Annotated in this window: 14 protein-coding genes and 1 pseudogene; 11 read left to right on the top strand and 4 right to left on the bottom strand. The window is 64.9% G+C overall.

Annotated features, from left to right (window positions below):
- Positions 1–13: 13 nt before the first annotated feature.
- Positions 14–1837, top strand: a complete 1824-nt coding sequence (gene aspS, locus AC1MLZ_RS02290; protein WP_480960260.1) for an aspartate--tRNA ligase — start codon at positions 14–16, stop codon at positions 1835–1837.
- A gap of 214 nt (positions 1838–2051) precedes the next feature.
- A pseudogene (locus AC1MLZ_RS02285) lies at positions 2052–2330 on the top strand (amino acid permease); the annotation flags it as partial.
- Here the strand turns inward: AC1MLZ_RS02285 and AC1MLZ_RS02280 are convergent.
- On the bottom strand, positions 2258–2428 hold the full coding sequence (locus tag AC1MLZ_RS02280; RefSeq protein WP_480960259.1) for a hypothetical protein: 171 nt from the start codon (positions 2426–2428) through the stop codon (positions 2258–2260). The pseudogene AC1MLZ_RS02285 and the gene AC1MLZ_RS02280 sit on opposite strands and share 73 nt — an antisense overlap.
- Positions 2429–2478: 50 nt before the next feature.
- On the opposite strand from AC1MLZ_RS02280, the gene AC1MLZ_RS02275 reads away from it, so the two are divergent.
- The 4 genes from AC1MLZ_RS02275 to AC1MLZ_RS02260 all read left to right on the top strand — a co-directional run bounded on the left by AC1MLZ_RS02275 (position 2479) and on the right by AC1MLZ_RS02260 (position 5787).
- Positions 2479–3453 (top strand): APC family permease, encoded by a 975-nt coding sequence (locus AC1MLZ_RS02275; RefSeq protein WP_480960258.1) that lies wholly within the window; start codon positions 2479–2481, stop codon positions 3451–3453.
- Entirely contained in the window at positions 3450–4223 is a 774-nt protein-coding gene (locus AC1MLZ_RS02270; protein WP_480961449.1) for a polyphosphate kinase 2 family protein, read from the top strand. The genes AC1MLZ_RS02275 and AC1MLZ_RS02270 overlap by 4 nt, the downstream gene beginning before the upstream one ends.
- 167 nt (positions 4224–4390) lie before the next feature.
- On the top strand, positions 4391–5314 hold the full coding sequence (gene lipA, locus AC1MLZ_RS02265; RefSeq protein WP_480960257.1) for a lipoyl synthase: 924 nt from the start codon (positions 4391–4393) through the stop codon (positions 5312–5314).
- The gene (locus tag AC1MLZ_RS02260; RefSeq protein ID WP_132896343.1) at positions 5314–5787 is read left to right on the top strand and encodes a type II toxin-antitoxin system RatA family toxin; all 474 of its coding nucleotides are present in this window, start codon (positions 5314–5316) and stop codon (positions 5785–5787) included. The genes lipA and AC1MLZ_RS02260 overlap by 1 nt, the downstream gene beginning before the upstream one ends.
- Here AC1MLZ_RS02260 and AC1MLZ_RS02255 read toward each other — a convergent pair.
- Genes AC1MLZ_RS02255 through AC1MLZ_RS02245 form a run of 3 tightly spaced genes read right to left on the bottom strand, consistent with a single transcriptional unit; the run spans position 5733 to position 7920 of the window.
- Entirely contained in the window at positions 5733–6248 is a 516-nt protein-coding gene (locus AC1MLZ_RS02255; protein ID WP_056048893.1) for a CinA family protein, read from the bottom strand. The genes AC1MLZ_RS02260 and AC1MLZ_RS02255 overlap by 55 nt on opposite strands.
- Positions 6248–6772 carry a hypothetical protein gene (locus AC1MLZ_RS02250; protein WP_480960256.1) on the bottom strand — a complete coding sequence of 175 codons (525 nt, stop codon included), beginning with the start codon at positions 6770–6772 and terminating at the stop codon, positions 6248–6250. The genes AC1MLZ_RS02255 and AC1MLZ_RS02250 overlap by 1 nt, the downstream gene beginning before the upstream one ends.
- Positions 6769–7920 carry a bifunctional 2-C-methyl-D-erythritol 4-phosphate cytidylyltransferase/2-C-methyl-D-erythritol 2,4-cyclodiphosphate synthase gene (locus tag AC1MLZ_RS02245; protein WP_480960255.1) on the bottom strand — a complete coding sequence of 384 codons (1152 nt, stop codon included), beginning with the start codon at positions 7918–7920 and terminating at the stop codon, positions 6769–6771. Before AC1MLZ_RS02245 ends, AC1MLZ_RS02250 begins: the two co-directional genes overlap by 4 nt.
- 91 nt (positions 7921–8011) lie before the next feature.
- Here AC1MLZ_RS02245 and dusB point away from each other — a divergent pair, with 91 nt between their 5' ends.
- From dusB to ntrX, 5 genes are read left to right on the top strand one after another with little or no spacing between them, the layout of a single operon-like run.
- The gene (gene dusB, locus AC1MLZ_RS02240; RefSeq protein WP_480960254.1) at positions 8012–9010 is read left to right on the top strand and encodes a tRNA dihydrouridine synthase DusB; all 999 of its coding nucleotides are present in this window, start codon (positions 8012–8014) and stop codon (positions 9008–9010) included.
- A complete protein-coding gene (locus AC1MLZ_RS02235) occupies positions 8997–10073 on the top strand; it encodes a two-component system sensor histidine kinase NtrB (protein WP_480960253.1) in 1077 nt (358 codons plus the stop codon). Before dusB ends, AC1MLZ_RS02235 begins: the two co-directional genes overlap by 14 nt.
- Positions 10070–11509 (top strand): nitrogen regulation protein NR(I), encoded by a 1440-nt coding sequence (gene ntrC / locus AC1MLZ_RS02230; RefSeq protein ID WP_480960252.1) that lies wholly within the window; start codon positions 10070–10072, stop codon positions 11507–11509. Before AC1MLZ_RS02235 ends, ntrC begins: the two co-directional genes overlap by 4 nt.
- A gap of 52 nt (positions 11510–11561) precedes the next feature.
- Positions 11562–13805, top strand: a complete 2244-nt coding sequence (locus AC1MLZ_RS02225; protein ID WP_480960251.1) for a sensor histidine kinase — start codon at positions 11562–11564, stop codon at positions 13803–13805.
- A gap of 4 nt (positions 13806–13809) precedes the next feature.
- Positions 13810–15186 (top strand): nitrogen assimilation response regulator NtrX, encoded by a 1377-nt coding sequence (ntrX, locus tag AC1MLZ_RS02220; protein ID WP_480960250.1) that lies wholly within the window; start codon positions 13810–13812, stop codon positions 15184–15186.
- The last annotated feature ends 116 nt before the right edge of the window (positions 15187–15302 follow it).

Genomic DNA, 15302 nt, shown 5'->3' with positions numbered 1-15302 from the left:
GAGAAGACCCATCATGCACGCCTATCGCACCCACAACTGCGCCGCCCTCCGCCCCGAACAGGTCGGCGAAGAGGTCCGCGTCTCCGGCTGGGTCCACAAGAAGCGCGATCACGGCGACCTCGTCTTTATCGATCTGCGCGATCACTACGGCATCACGCAGATCGTCACCGACGTGTCGGGCCCTGTCTTCAAGGTCATCGAAGGCCTGAAGAGCGAAAGCGTCGTCACGATCACCGGCAAGGTCACCGCACGAGCGCCCGAAGCCGTCAACCCGAACCTCCCGACCGGCGGTATCGAGATTCGGGCAACCGCCGCGACCGTCCAGTCGATGGCCGGCGAACTGCCGATGCCAGTCGCGGGCGAGGCCGAATATCCCGAGGACATCCGCCTGCGCTATCGCTACCTCGATCTGCGTCGCGAGCGGCTCCACGCCAACATCATGCTTCGCAGCCAGGTGATAACATCGCTGCGCAACCGCATGAATTCGCAAGGCTTCACCGAATTCCAGACGCCGATCCTGACCGCGTCGTCGCCCGAGGGTGCGCGCGATTATCTGGTGCCGAGCCGCGTCCATCCGGGCAAGTTCTACGCTCTCCCGCAGGCACCGCAGATGTTCAAGCAGCTGCTGATGGTCGCCGGCTTCGATCGCTATTTCCAAATCGCGCCCTGCTTCCGCGACGAGGATGCGCGCGCCGATCGTAGCCCTGGCGAATTCTACCAGCTCGATTTCGAGATGAGCTTCGTCACGCAGGACGACGTGTTCGCCGCGATCGAGCCCGTCCTCCACGGCGTGTTCGAGGAGTTCGCCGATTGGCAGGGAAAGGGTCGCCAGGTCTCCGCCCTCCCGTTCAAGCGCATCCCGTACCGCGAATCGATGCTCAAATACGGCAGCGACAAGCCCGACCTGCGCAACCCGATCCTGATCCACGACGTCGGCCATCACTTCGTTGATTCGGGCTTCGGCCTGTTCGCCGGAATCGTCGCAGGCGGTGACGTGGTCCGCGCGATCCCCGCACCGAACACCGCCGACAAGAGCCGCAAATTCTTCACCGACATGAACGACTGGGCGCGCGCCGAGGGTCATGCCGGGCTCGGCTACATCACGCAGAAGAACGGCGAACTCGGCGGCCCGATCGCCAAGAACCACGGCGAGGAAGCCACCCGGAAGCTGATCGCCGAGATGGGCCTAGGCCCGAACGACGGCATCTTCTTCGCCGCCGGCAAGGAACTGCCCGCCTCCAAGCTCGCCGGGGCGGCGCGTGCGCGGATCGGTGCAGACTTGGGGCTCATCGACGAGAACCGCTTCGAATTCTGCTGGATCGTCGACTTCCCGATGTTCGAATATGACGAGGACGCGAAGAAGGTCGACTTCAGCCACAACCCGTTCTCGATGCCGCAGGGCGAGATGGACGCGCTGGAGAACAAGGATCCGCTCGATATCTTGGCGTACCAGTACGACATCGTCTGCAACGGCGTCGAGCTGTCGTCGGGCGCGATCCGGAACCACCGTCCCGAGATCATGTACAAGGCGTTCGAGATCGCCGGCTACACGCAGGCCGATGTCGACACGAACTTCGCGGGCATGATCAACGCGTTCAAGGTCGGCGCGCCGCCGCATGGTGGTTCGGCGCCGGGGATCGACCGGATGGTGATGCTGCTCGCGGGCGAACCGAACATCCGCGAGGTCGTGCTGTTCCCGATGAACCAGAAGGCCGAAGACCTGATGATGGGCGCGCCGAGCCCGGTCAGTGCCAAGCAGCTGAAGGAACTCAACATCCGGTTGACGGTGGATGGCCCCAAGGATCCGGCCAAGGTCGTCGCGCCGAACGCGGGGTGATGGCCTAAGGCCCTCTCCCCGCCGGGGAGAGGGCAGCTCGCGAAGCGAGCGAGGGTGAGGGCACGTTGGGACACGAGCGCGTGCCCTCACCCTCCCACCCGCAAGGGCGGCCGGGCCCCTCCCTCTCCCCGATGGGAGAGGGATAGACGTTATCCCCCACCGCTTTCCCCACCCCCTCAACCATGCAAATACGCGTGGAGGGTAAGGGGTTGGCATGCTCGAAGATCAGATGACACCGGCCGCACCGCCCACCCTCGTCCGCAGCCTAGGCGTCACGGGCGTCCTGTTCCTCACCCTCTCGGTCGCAACCCCCGCGTCATCGGTGTTCGTCATCGTCCCCGGCATGCTCCAGGTCGCCGGCACCGGCGCAGTCTGGGCAACGCTCATCGCCGGCCTCGTCTGCGTCGCCACCGCCTTCGTCTACGCCGAACTCTCCTCGGCATGGCCGGTCGCAGGCGGCGAGTATGTCGCAGTCCAGCAGACGCTCGGACCGATGGCAGGCTTCGTCATGCTCGGCGTCAACGTCTTCAACAACCTGCTCTTCCCGCCGGTCGCAGGGCTCGGCGTCAGCGCGGTGCTCGGCACGCTCATCCCCGGACTCCCAAATCCCCATAGCGATCGCGGTCGTCGCAGGATCGACCTTGGTCGCGATCCTCCAGATCCGGGTCAACGCCTGGCTCACCGGTCTCTTCCTGCTGGTCGAGGTCATCGCGATCGTCGCCGTCGTCTGGCTCGGGTTCGCCGACACCGTCCGCCCGGTCGGCGACCTGTTGCTCCATCCGGTCATGCCGCAAGCCGGTGCGCTCGTCCCCGCATCCGCCGCCTCGATCGGCCTTGCCACCTCGATCGCGATCTTCGCGCTCAACGGGTACGGCGCAGCGGTGTATTTCGGCGAGGAAATGCTCGACGCCCCCCGGTTGATCGCGCGCGCGATCATGGCGTCGCTCGCGCTGACGCTCCTCTTCGAAGGCCTGCCGATCGTCGCGGTCCTGGTCGGCGCCCCCGATCTCCACGCCACCCTTACTGCGGACGACCCGTTCGGCCTGCTGGTCGCCTTGCGCAGCGGCTCGACAATGGCGGACTGGATCTCGGTCGGCGTGGTCGTCGCGATCGTCAACGCGGTGATCGCCTGCATCCTCGCCTGCGCGCGGTTCTTCTACGGCACTGCGCGCGACGGATCCTGGGGCCGCCCGCTCGATCAGTGGATGGTGCAGGTCCATCCGAAGTTCGGCTCGCCCTGGATAGGTACGCTGCTCGTCGGCGGGTTCGGGATCGTCGCGTGCTTCCTCCCACTCCGGTTGCTGCTGGTCCTCAGCGGCACCGGCCTCGTCGCGATCTATGCCGGCATCTGCGTCGCGGCGATGGTCGGCAGGCGAACCGGCAAGACCGCCCACGCGCCGTACCAGATGCCGCTCTATCCGCTTGCCCCGGTCGTGACGCTGCTCGCGCTCGGCTATGTCTGCTGGACGAATTGGTTGGATTTGGAGGAAGGACGTCCCGGCCTGATCATGACCGCAGCCGAAATCCTGCTCTCGATCGCCTATTATGGGTTGGTCCTGCGTCGACGCGGGCCTTGGGACGTTCAGATTCCGACAGCTACGGAGCGCAATGCATGACGATACATCTGGCCGACCACGAAGCCGGCGACGAGTATGATGGCAAGTACAAGCACGACCTCGCTACACTTCAGGAGCGCCTCGAACATATCCAGGTCGCGCACATCGTCGCGGGCAAGCGCGCGATTGTGATGTTCGAGGGCTGGGACGCGGCGGGGAAGGGCGGTATCATCCAGCGGCTCTCTGCCGAATGGGATCCACGCAACTACGAAGTATGGCCGATCGCCGCACCGACCCGGGAAGAACAGGCGCGCCATTTCCTTTGGCGCTTCTGGAAACGCCTGCCGGCCGACGGCAATGTCGCGGTCTTCGATCGTAGCTGGTACGGCCGTGTACTCGTCGAGCGCGTCGAGGGGTTTGCGAGCGAATCCGAATGGCAGCGCGGCTATGACGAGATCAACGCGTTCGAGGCGCAGCAGGTCGAGAGCGGCACGACGCTGATCAAGCTGTTCATTCACACCACGCAGAAAGAGCAGGACCGGCGATTGAAGGCGCGGCTCAACGATCCTTGGAAGCATTGGAAGACAGGGCTCGACGATTTCCACAACCGGTCGCGGCGCAAAGACTATCTCGAAGCGATGGCCGAAATGTTCGCGCGTACGGACACCGCGGCCGCGCCGTGGACGGTGATCGACGGCAACGACAAGAAAGCGGCTCGGATTGCGGCCTTGACGCTGATTGCCGACCGCCTCGAAGCCGGCGTCTCGATGACCCCGCCGCCAATGGATCCCGCCGTCGTCAAAGTCGCGAACAAGGCTCTCGGCCTGTAATTCTCGGGCTGTAATCATGCGTGCGTTCGGGGTTCCGGGCAACCGGAGCCCCGCCGTGGCGATGTGCGGCACGATCACCCGCAATCGGTCAATGAACAAACCGATGATATCGCCCACGTAACCGCATGTATGTTGTCTCGGGTAGCAGGGATCGCTATCTCGCGCTCATGAACGAGATGACCCCGATCGCCATACCGCGCGCGCGCAAGCCCGACTGGATCCGCGTCAAGGCGCCGACCTCCGCCGGTTTCGCCAAAACGCGCGAACTGATGCGATCGAAAAGCCTGACCACGGTGTGCGAAGAGGCTGCATGCCCGAACATCGGCGAGTGCTGGTCGAAGAAGCACGCGACCGTCATGATCCTTGGCGACACCTGCACGCGGGCTTGCGCGTTCTGCAACGTGAAGACTGGCATGCCGCGCGCGGTCGATCGGATGGAGCCGCAGAACGTCGCCGATGCGGCGGCGCAGATGGGTCTCAACCACATCGTCATCACCTCGGTCGATCGCGACGATCTTCCGGACGGCGGCGCGTCGCAGTTCGTCAAGGTGATCCAGGCGATCCGTGCGTCGAACCCGACGACGACGATCGAGATCCTGACTCCAGACTTCCGTAACAAGGCGCAAGCCGCGATCGAGTCGATCGTCGAGGCGCGGCCCGACGTCTACAACCACAATCTCGAAACCGTCCCGCGGCTCTACCCGACAATCCGCCCCGGCGCGCGCTACTATGCATCGCTGCGGCTGCTTGAGAGCGTAAAGAAGCACGATCCGTCGATCTTCACCAAGTCCGGCGTGATGCTCGGGCTAGGCGAGGAGCGACTGGAGATCCACCAGGTGATGGACGACATGCGCTGTGCCGACATCGATTTCCTGACGATGGGCCAGTATCTCCAGCCGACGCCGCGCCATGCGAAGGTCGCCGAGTTCGTGCCGCCCAAGGCGTTCGATGCCTATGCCTCGATCGCGCGCGCGAAGGGCTTCCTGCTGGTCGCATCGTCGCCGCTGACCCGGTCGAGCTATCACGCGGGCGACGATTTCGAACGGTTGCGTGCGAACCGGGATGCCAAGCTGGGCGTCGCGCGCATCTGATGCCGAAGCATTCGGAAACGCGCCATTTGCCCTATACGCCTGAGCAGATGTTCGACCTGGTCGCCGATGTCGGCCGCTATGCCGAGTTCCTGCCCTGGGTCAGCGCGATGCGGGTACGCTCGAACAGCGAGACGGAAACGCTCGCCGACATGATCGTCGGCTTCAAGGGCCTGCGCGAGACGTTCACGTCGCGCGTGCAGAAGGTCCGGCCGAGCGAACTCAACGTCGATTATGTCGATGGTCCGCTGAAATATCTGCGCAACGAATGGCATTTCCGGCCTGAGCCACAGGGCTGCGCGGTCGATTTCACGGTAGACTTCGCCTTCAAGAACCGGATGTTCGAGATGATCGCAGGCCAGGTGTTCGGTGCCGCGCTACGGAAGATGATCGGCGCGTTCGAGACCCGCGCTGCAGAACTTTATGGGGCCGATGCGTCCGGCAGCAAGAGTTCGAGCGCGCACAACGCGGCCTGAAGCCGGATTCCACCCCTGCCGAGATCGCCGAAGTCCTTGCGATCGGCGTGGACGTCGGACGGGTCGCGACCCTTTTCCGCGCGGCCGAACACCACGGTGCCGACCGGCTTCTTGAGCGATCCGCCACCGGGGCCAGCGACGCCGGTGATCGCGACGGCGATGTCGGCGCCGGATTGTTTCAATGCCGCCTGCGCCATGCTCCAGGCGACCGCGATCGACACCGCGCCGAAAGTTTCGAGCACATCCGAACTGATCTTCAGCACGCCGAGCTTCGCGGCGTTGGAATAGGTGACGAAGCCGACCTCGAACACGTCCGATGAGCCGGGGATCTCCGTCAACGCAGCGGCGACGAGGCCGCCGGTGCAACTTTCTGCAACCGCGACCCTGCGGCCGATCGCGCGGTTCTGCTCGACCACTTTGCGCGCGGCGTCGACCAGTTCGGCGGGAAGGATCGTATCCATCAGCGTGTCTCCACCGGGCACAGCAGCATCGCCACCGCGGCGATATCACCGCCGCGCGGCTTCTGAGATTTGAGGTACCGCAACGTCTCCACAACGATGGCAGCGGTGTTGCGGGGCGGCAAGGGTTGAAGCAGCGTCAACATCCGATCGATCGTCCCGCAATCACGCGTCGCGATCCGACCGACGATCTGAGGCACGAGCAACGTCGTCAGCAGTGGTCGCGCAAACTCCGAATCGAGCATCGCGTCCACGGCAGGATCGCTGAGCTTGACGATCGCCGCGCGAGCGGACGGCCAGGCGCGGTCGGACTCGATCTGATACCGATCGATCAGTGCACTCGACTGTCGCCGTATCAGGCTGGCGGCGGGTAGCTGGGCCGCGCAGACACGACCGGTCTCGCGCAGGATGTCCGGCATCGCGACGAGCGTCAGCGATTCAGCCTCGGGCCCGGTAATGCAGCGCGGTTGCGCGACTGCCGGGCTGGCGAGGAGCGCGATCCCGGCTAGCGTTGCCGCAATCTTCACGAGGGCGATCCTGGCACGCGGACGGTTGCAACCGCCTGCGCTGCAATACCTTCGCCGCGGCCGGTGAAGCCGAGGCGTTCGGTCGTGGTCGCCTTGACGCTGACCCTATCGAGCGTAAGCCCGAGCAGGTCGGCGATCCGTGCGGTCATCGCCGCACGGTGCGGACCGATCTTGGGTGCCTCGCACATGATCGTCAGGTCGACGAAATCGATCCGTCCCCGCTTGTCGGCGATCAGCTTCGCTGCATGCTGGAGGAACTGTGCGGAGTCGGCGCCCTTCCACTGCGGATCGCTCGGCGGGAAGTGCGCCCCGATATCGCCTGCCGCGATCGTGCCGAGCAGCGCGTCGGTCAGCGCGTGGAGCGCGACGTCGGCGTCGCTATGCCCCGAAAGGCCCTTGTCGTGCGGGATCAGGACGCCGCCGAGCCAGAGTTCCTCGCCAGTTTCGAGCCGGTGGACGTCGAAGCCCATCGCGGTGCGGGTCTCATACGCGACACGCGCTTCGGCGGCCGCGAAATCTTCTGGGTGCGTGACTTTCTCGAGCATCGCCGAGCCCTGCACCAACGCGACGCCGACGCCAAGTCGCCGCACCATTTGCGCGTCGTCGGTGGCGTCTTCGTCCGCGGGCCAGGCGGCATGCGCGGCACGCAAGGCTTCCGCGGCAAATGCCTGGGGAGTCTGTACCCGGTAGAGGTCCGCGCGAGGCACGATGTCGCCGAGCAGATCATCACCGCGCGCGAGCGTATCGGTCACCGGGAGAACGGGAATAGCTGCGTCCCCGGTCTTCAAGGCGGCAACCAGCGAATCGATGACGGCGGCGGAAAGGAAGGGACGGGCAGCGTCGTGGATCAGAATGTGCGTCGCATCGCCGACCGCCGCGACCCCGTTCGCGACCGACTCGCGCCGGGTGGCACCACCGACGACGATCGTCACATCGCGCCCCAGTGCGTCGACCGCCATGCTCTGCTGTCCTTCGGCTACCACGACGATCGTCTCGGCAATCGCCGGGTGTGCGGCAAACGCGTCATAGGAATACGCGATCATGGGTAGTCCGCCGATCCGAACATATTGCTTGGGAACCGATCCTCCAGCGCGCACGCCGGTTCCGGCGGCGACGATGATCGCGGCGATACGGTGTCCCTGTGTCATCCTCGCGACCTAGCGGTTCCCCCCCGCGCTCGCCAGTCTTGCGAAAAACCGCCGGACAGGGTAGGGCGATGCCTCTTTTTCAGGCACATCCATGCGTAACTTGTCCCCTATCCAGATCGGTTCCGTCCGGATCGAAAGCCCTGTCGTGCTCGCGCCGATGACCGGCGTCACCGACATGCCGTTCCGCACGCTGGTGCGACGCTATGGCTCGGGCCTCAACGTCACCGAGATGGTCGCGAGCCAGGCGGCGATCCGCGAGACGCGCCAGTCGTTGCAGAAGGCGGCGTGGGATCGGCTCGAGGAACCGGTGTCGATGCAGTTGATCGGCTGCACCCCGTACGAGATGGGCGAGGCCGCCAAGCTCAGCCAGGATCGCGGCGCCGCGATCATCGATATCAACATGGGCTGCCCGGTGCGGAAAGTCGTCAACGGCGACGCGGGCTCGGCGTTGATGCGCGACACCAAGCTCGCCAGTGCGATCATCGACGCGACGGTCAAAGCCGTCAACGTGCCGGTGACGCTGAAAATGCGAATGGGCTGGTGCCACGACAGCCTCAACGCGCCCGACCTCGCCCGGATTGCCGAGGACCTTGGCGTCAAGCTGATCACCGTTCACGGCCGCACGCGCAACCAGATGTACAAGGGCAATGCCGACTGGGGCTTCGTCCGGAAGGTCAAGGACGCGGTGAGCGTGCCGGTGATCGTCAACGGGGACATCTGCACGATCGAGGACGCCGAGGCGGCGATGGACCAGTCCGGTGCCGATGGGCTGATGATCGGTCGCGGTAGCTATGGCCGTCCGTGGGTGCTCGGTCAGGTCATGGAGTGGTTCGCCAGCGGCCGGCGCATCGAGGACCCGTCGATTACCGAACAATATGACGCGATCGCAGGCCATTACGAGGCGATGCTCGAACATTACGGGATCGAGACCGGCGTCAACATGGCGCGCAAGCATATCGGCTGGTACACCAAGGGGCTGCCCGGATCGGCTGAATTCCGCAACAAGGTGAACCAGGTCCCTGATCCCAAGCAGGTCAAGTCGATGCTCGCCGAGTTCTACGCTCCCTGGCGCGATCTTGCAGCGGCCTGATACCCAGGTCCTTGGGCCATCGCACGCGCGGCCGGGCTTTGCGGAGCTGTTCGCCGCGCTCCCGGTCGCGGTCGTCGTCGTCGATCCAGACCACCGCGTCGCGCATGCCAATGCGCTCGCCGAGCAATTGCTGAATTTGTCCGAGCGGCTGATGATCGGCCAGCCGCTCGACGCGATCATCCCGCCACCCGACGATCCGCGCAACCGCGATGGTCACGGGCTGGCGGTATATGACACCGAGATATCGACCGCACGCGGCGTGAAGATTCGCGTCGATTTCGCCGAGACGCAGATCGCCGATTATCCGGGCTGGCGCGCGATCACGTTGCACGCGGCGGCGACCTCGCGGCTCCTCGGTCACTCTGCGGACCGCGCGGCAGGAGCAAGGGCCGCGGTGGGCGCCGCCGCGATGCTCGCGCACGAGATCAAGAACCCCCTTTCGGGTATCCGGGGCGCGGCGCAATTGCTGGGCGCGGGCGAACTCACCACGCTGATCGTGACGGAGGTCGACCGCATCGCTGCGCTGATCGACCGGATGCAGGATTTCAGCGACACGCGGCCTTTGCCGCTTGCCAGCGAGAACATCTATCCGCTGCTCGGTCATGCCCGCCGGCTTGCGCTGGCCGGGTTCGCACGCGGTATCGCTATCGAGGAACGCTTCGACCCATCGCTCCCGCCGGCGCAGATCAACCGCGACGCGCTTCTCCAGATCATTATAAATCTGCTCAAGAACGCGCGCGAAGCCGTTCGAAACGAACGCGAACCCTGGATCGTCATGACGACCGCTTACCGCCATGGCATCACCGTCAGCTCGGCGCCGGGCAAACCGCGCCTGCCACTGCCGATCGAAATCTGCATCTTCGACAATGGTCCCGGCGCCCCCGCAGACATCGCCGATCACCTGTTCGATCCGTTCGTGTCGGGCCGCCGAGAAGGGCAGGGGCTCGGCCTTGCACTTGTCGACAAGCTCACGCGCGACATGGGCGGGATCGTCCAATACGCCCGCGAAGGAAATCCCGAGATGACCGTCCTTCGCCTGTTGCTGCCAAGGGCCGCATCGTGAGCACCGTCCTGGTCGTAGACGACGACGCCGCGATCCGGACCGTCGTCGCGCAGGCGCTTCGCCGGGCGGGTCATGACGTCACCGCCGCCGACAGCCTGGCGCAACTCGAACGCGCGCTGACAGCCTCGCTCCCGGATGTCCTCATCACCGATGTCATCCTCCCGGACGGCGACGGCATCGACCACGTCCGCAGCGTCGCCGCGCGCTTTCCGCTGCTGCCGATCATCGTCCTTTCCGCACAGAACACGCTGACCACTGCGGTCCGCGCCGCAGAAGTCGGCGCCTATGAATACCTCCCGAAGCCGTTCGACCTCGACGTGCTGGTTCGCGCGGTTGCCGGTGCACTCGCGCGGGGCGGGGTGGTGTCGGAGGACGCGCTGCATGACGCGGATCGCGCGCTGCCGCTTATCGGGCGCTCGGCGGCGATGCAGGACGTGTACCGGATCATCGCACGCGTCGTCTCGAACGACCTGACCGTGCTGATCTCGGGCGAATCGGGCACCGGCAAGGAACTCGTCGCGCGAGCGATCCACGATCTGGGCCCTCGCGGCGCGGCGCCGTTCGTCGCGATCAACATGGCGGCGATCCCGCGTGAACTGATCGAGGCCGAACTGTTCGGGCATGAGCGCGGCGCTTTTACCGGTGCGGCGGCCCGCAACGCCGGTCGATTCGAGCAGGCCTCAGGTGGCACGTTGTTCCTCGACGAGATCGGCGACATGCCGATGGAGGCGCAGACCCGTCTTCTCCGCGTCCTGCAATCGGGCGAGTTCACCAGCGTGGGCGGTGCCCGCACGATTCGTGTCGACGTCCGCATCGTCGCCGCGACCAACCGCGATCTTGCGGCGCAGGTCGCCACCGGGCAGTTCCGCGAAGACCTGTTCTACCGTCTCAATGTGGTGCCGATCGTCCTGCCGCCATTGCGCGAACGCCGTCAGGATGTCGCGTTGCTCGCGCGCCATTTCCTCGATCATGCGGCAGCCCAGGGGCTTCCACGGCGTCAACTCGCGAGTGACGCGATGATCGCGCTCGGCGCGCATGACTGGCCTGGCAACGTCCGCGAGCTCGAAAATCTGATGCGCCGGCTGGCTGTTCTTTCGCGCGACGAGGTGATTGGCGCGGATGCGATCCGGGCGATGATCGGCACGCCGGCGGCGATGGATACGGCCGTCGACATCGATATCGCGCACGCCGTTCGCGCGTTGATTGAGCGGATCGCGCGCGAGAACCCTGCCGCGCTGGATGACGGCACGCTGTATGACCGGATTATCGGTGAGGTCGAACGTCCGCTGATCGAGACGATGCTCGCACGTCATGGCCAGAACCAACTCCGCGCTGCGCGCGCGATGGGGATTAATCGGAACACGCTGCGCAAGCGTCTCGATACGCTCGGCATCAAAGTCGTCGAGACCCGTCCTAATGACGCAGGCTCACGCTGAAACACGCATTATGTGGTTTCAAGGCAACGGTTGACGTTGTACCGAAGCAACGATGATCGCTTCCGCGACGCTACCTATGGACGAAGACGGACCCGCGCATCGGTTCGCGGTGACGCCCGCCGTCGAGCTGCTGGTTCTGGCGGTCGCCATCGCCACTGCGGTTGCAAGCTATTTCATCATTGCCGGCACCGACGCACCGCAGCGCCTGCTCGCCCCCCCGCTGGTCGCGCTCCTCCTCGTCGCCAATCTCGTTCCGGGGATCGCGTTGCTGATGCTGCTCGGACGGCGCGTGGCGATGCGTCGTGCAGCACGATCACCCGTCGGCGGCGGAGGCCGGCTGCACGTCAGGCTAGTCGCGCTGTTCTCGATCGTCGCCGCGGTGCCGATGCTGCTGGTGACGATCTTCGCATCGTTGCTGTTCCAGTACGGGGTGCAGTTCTGGTATTCCGACCAGGCTCGCGGGATGCTCGAAAACGCAACGGCGCTCGCGCAATCCTCCTATGCGCGCCAGTTGAACCGGTGGCAGGAAGCGACCGTGACGATGGCCGCGGACATGTCGGGCTATCTGCGGGAGAAATCGCTCCAGGGCCCCGACTTCTCGGGCTTTTTCCTGCAACAGGTCTATTATCGCAGCCTGTCGGAAGGCGCGTTGTTCAAGGTTACGCCGCAGGGCGACATCCAGACCTTCGCGATCGTCAATCCGTACGAAATCGACTTCGCGCGGCAGGTGACGCCCGCTGCGATCGCCGAGCTGCGCGCGGGCAAGACCGCCGTCGTTACGGTAACCGGAGAGCGTATCCAGACGATCACCATGCTGCCGGGATCTGACGAGCTGTTCCTGTACGCCGGGCGTGTCGAGGATACCAAGCTGCTGTCCGGTCAGACGGTCCGCGCGAACGAGGTTCTGAAGAGTTATCGGTCGCTGCTTGCACGGTCGCGTCGACTGCAATTGACGTTCAACGCGGCGCTTCTGCTGATCTCGCTGCTGATCGTCGGCATTGCCGTGTGGATCGCGCTTGCGGTGGCAGATCGCCTGGTGCGTCCGGTCGGCGAGCTCGTCGCCGCGGCCCGACGGGTCGAGGGGGGCGATCTCACCGCACGCGTGCCTGACCCCCGTAGCCGAGATGAGGTCGGCACGCTTGCGAGGGCGTTCAACCAGATGACCGGCCGTCTTGAGGAACAGAACACCGAACTCGTCACTGCAAACGGCCAGCTTGAAAACCGCCGTGCGCTGATCGAGGCCGTGATGGCGGGCGTATCGGCCGGCGTCATCGCGACGGGCCGCGACCGTACCATCACGATCACCAATGAGTCCGCATCGGGATTGCTCGGTACCGGCGTCGGCAGCGGCAACCTCGTCGGGCGCAAGCTTGTCGACGTTGCGCCCGAACTCGACGCGATGCTCGACAGCGGGGACCGCGAGGCCATCGTCGAGGTAGGGCAGGCGGGTGACGTGCGTACGCTCGCTGTGCGTATTGCCCGCCCGGCGACTGGCCCGATCCTGACCTTCGACGACATCACGCAGCAGTTGCTCGATCAGCGCCGCGCGGCCTGGTCCGACGTCGCGCGCCGGATTGCGCATGAGATCAAGAATCCGTTGACCCCGATCCAGTTGGCGGCGGAACGCCTGCAACGGCGCTACGGTGGCAAGATCGAGATGCAGGACGGCACGTTCTCGCGACTGACCGATACGATCATCCGCCAGGTCGGTGATCTTCGTCGGATGGTCGACGAGTTCTCCTCGTTCGCCCGCATGCCCAAGCCCGTCTTCCGCGAAGAATCGCTGGTCGATGCGGCGCGGCAGGCCCTGTTCCTGCATGAGGTCGCGCATCCGGGTATTGGTTTTCATCTCGTCCAGGACGATCCGGGGCTGACGCTCGTCTGTGATCGCCGCCAGATCGGTCAGGCGCTCACGAACATCGTCAAGAACGCAGTGGAAGCCATTGAGACACGGGGCGAACCGGGTGGCAGTGTGACGATGACATTGACCGAAAGGGAAAATTCGGTGGAGATCGCTGTCGCAGATACGGGTATCGGCCTGCCCGCGGATCGCGACCGGATCGTCGAACCGTACGTGACGACGCGGGCACGAGGCACTGGCCTCGGGCTTGCCATCGTCAAGAAGATCATTGAGGAGCATTGCGGAACGATCGGCTTTTCCGATCGGCCCGGGGGTGGCACGCTCGTCACGATGATCTTCGACGCCAAGGCGCTGGCTGCGCTCGACCAAGGGGCATCGGTACCCGAGTTGGCGGGGGCGGGCCAACTCCACACGATGACCCACAACCGGACATGAATTAATGGCGCTCGATATTCTCGTCGTAGACGACGAACGTGACATCCGTGAACTCGTCGCCGGCGTCCTGGAGGACGAAGGCTATGATACGCGTGACGCTGGCGACAGTGATTCCGCGCTGGAGGCGATTTCCGCGCGTCGCCCGTCGCTGGTGTTACTCGATGTCTGGCTCCAGGGTTCACGCCTGGACGGGCTTGAACTGCTTGATGAGATCAAGCGGCGCGATCCGTCGATCCCGGTGCTGGTGATATCCGGGCACGGCAATCTGGATACGGCCGTCGCCGCGATCCGACGCGGGGCGTCCGACTTTATCGAAAAGCCGTTCGAAGCCGAGCGCCTGCTGCTCATGGTTGCCCGCGCGACCGAGACCGAGCGGCTTCGTCGCGAAGTGGCGACGTTACGCGCTACTGTCGGTCGCGAGACTGATCTCACTGGCAGTTCGGGCTCCATCAACGGCGTGCGCGCGACGCTCAAGCGGGTCGCCGCGACGGGCAGCCGCGTGCTCATCATGGGTGGGGCAGGGGTCGGCAAGGAGGTCGCGGCGCGTCTGCTACACGGCTGGAGCCTGCGGACCGATGCGCCGTTCATCGTCGTCAGCGCGGCACGGATGACGCCGGAACGGGTGGACGAGGAACTGTTCGGTGTCGAGGAGGCGGGCGATCTCGTCCGTCCAGGCCTGTTCGAGCAGGCGCATGGCGGCACGTTGTTTCTCGACGAAATCGCCGACATGCCGATCACGACGCAGGCCCGGATCCTGCGTGCGCTGACCGACCAGAGCTTTACGCGTGTCGGCGGTACACGGGTGGTAAAGGTCGACGTCCGCGTCGTCTCCGCCACCGCGCGCGATCTTGTCTTTGAAATTGCCGAAGGCAGGTTCCGCGAGGACCTGTATTACCGCCTCAACGTCGTACCGGTGACCATCCCGCCGCTATCCGACCGACGCGAGGACATTCCTGCGCTGGTCCAGCATTTCATCGCGCATTACGCCTCCGAACGTCGCGTGCCGACACCGGAAATCGCGGCGGATGCGATGGTTGCGCTGCAATCCTACGATTGGCCGGGAAATGTCCGCCAGCTTCGCAACGTCGTCGAGCGTACGATTATCCTCGCACCCGGCGATCGGATCGGCCGGATCGATCTCGATCTGCTACCGGCCGAAGTGCTGGGCGACCAGGGGGATATCGGTTCTGCCGGATCGACTGCGATCATGGGCTCGCCGTTGCGCGAGGCACGCGAGACGTTCGAGCGCGAATATCTCCGTGTCCAAATTCGACGGTTTTCCGGCAATATCTCACGCACCGCGAGCTTTATCGGTATGGAGCGTTCGGCGCTTCATCGGAAGTTGAAGCTGCTTGGTATCACCGAAACACGCGACGAATAGCGCCGCAATTTGGCCGCCCTCTGGATATAACCGAATGGCGATCATAGATCAGTACCTGCGCCCGGCGATCGGGTGCATCTCCGACGCCGGGAAACGGCGCCTTGCGGGCAAAGTCC

It is taken from the genome of Sphingomonas sp. PEI4 (genome assembly GCF_056679955.1).
This window is presented reverse-complemented; position numbering and strand designations above follow the sequence as displayed.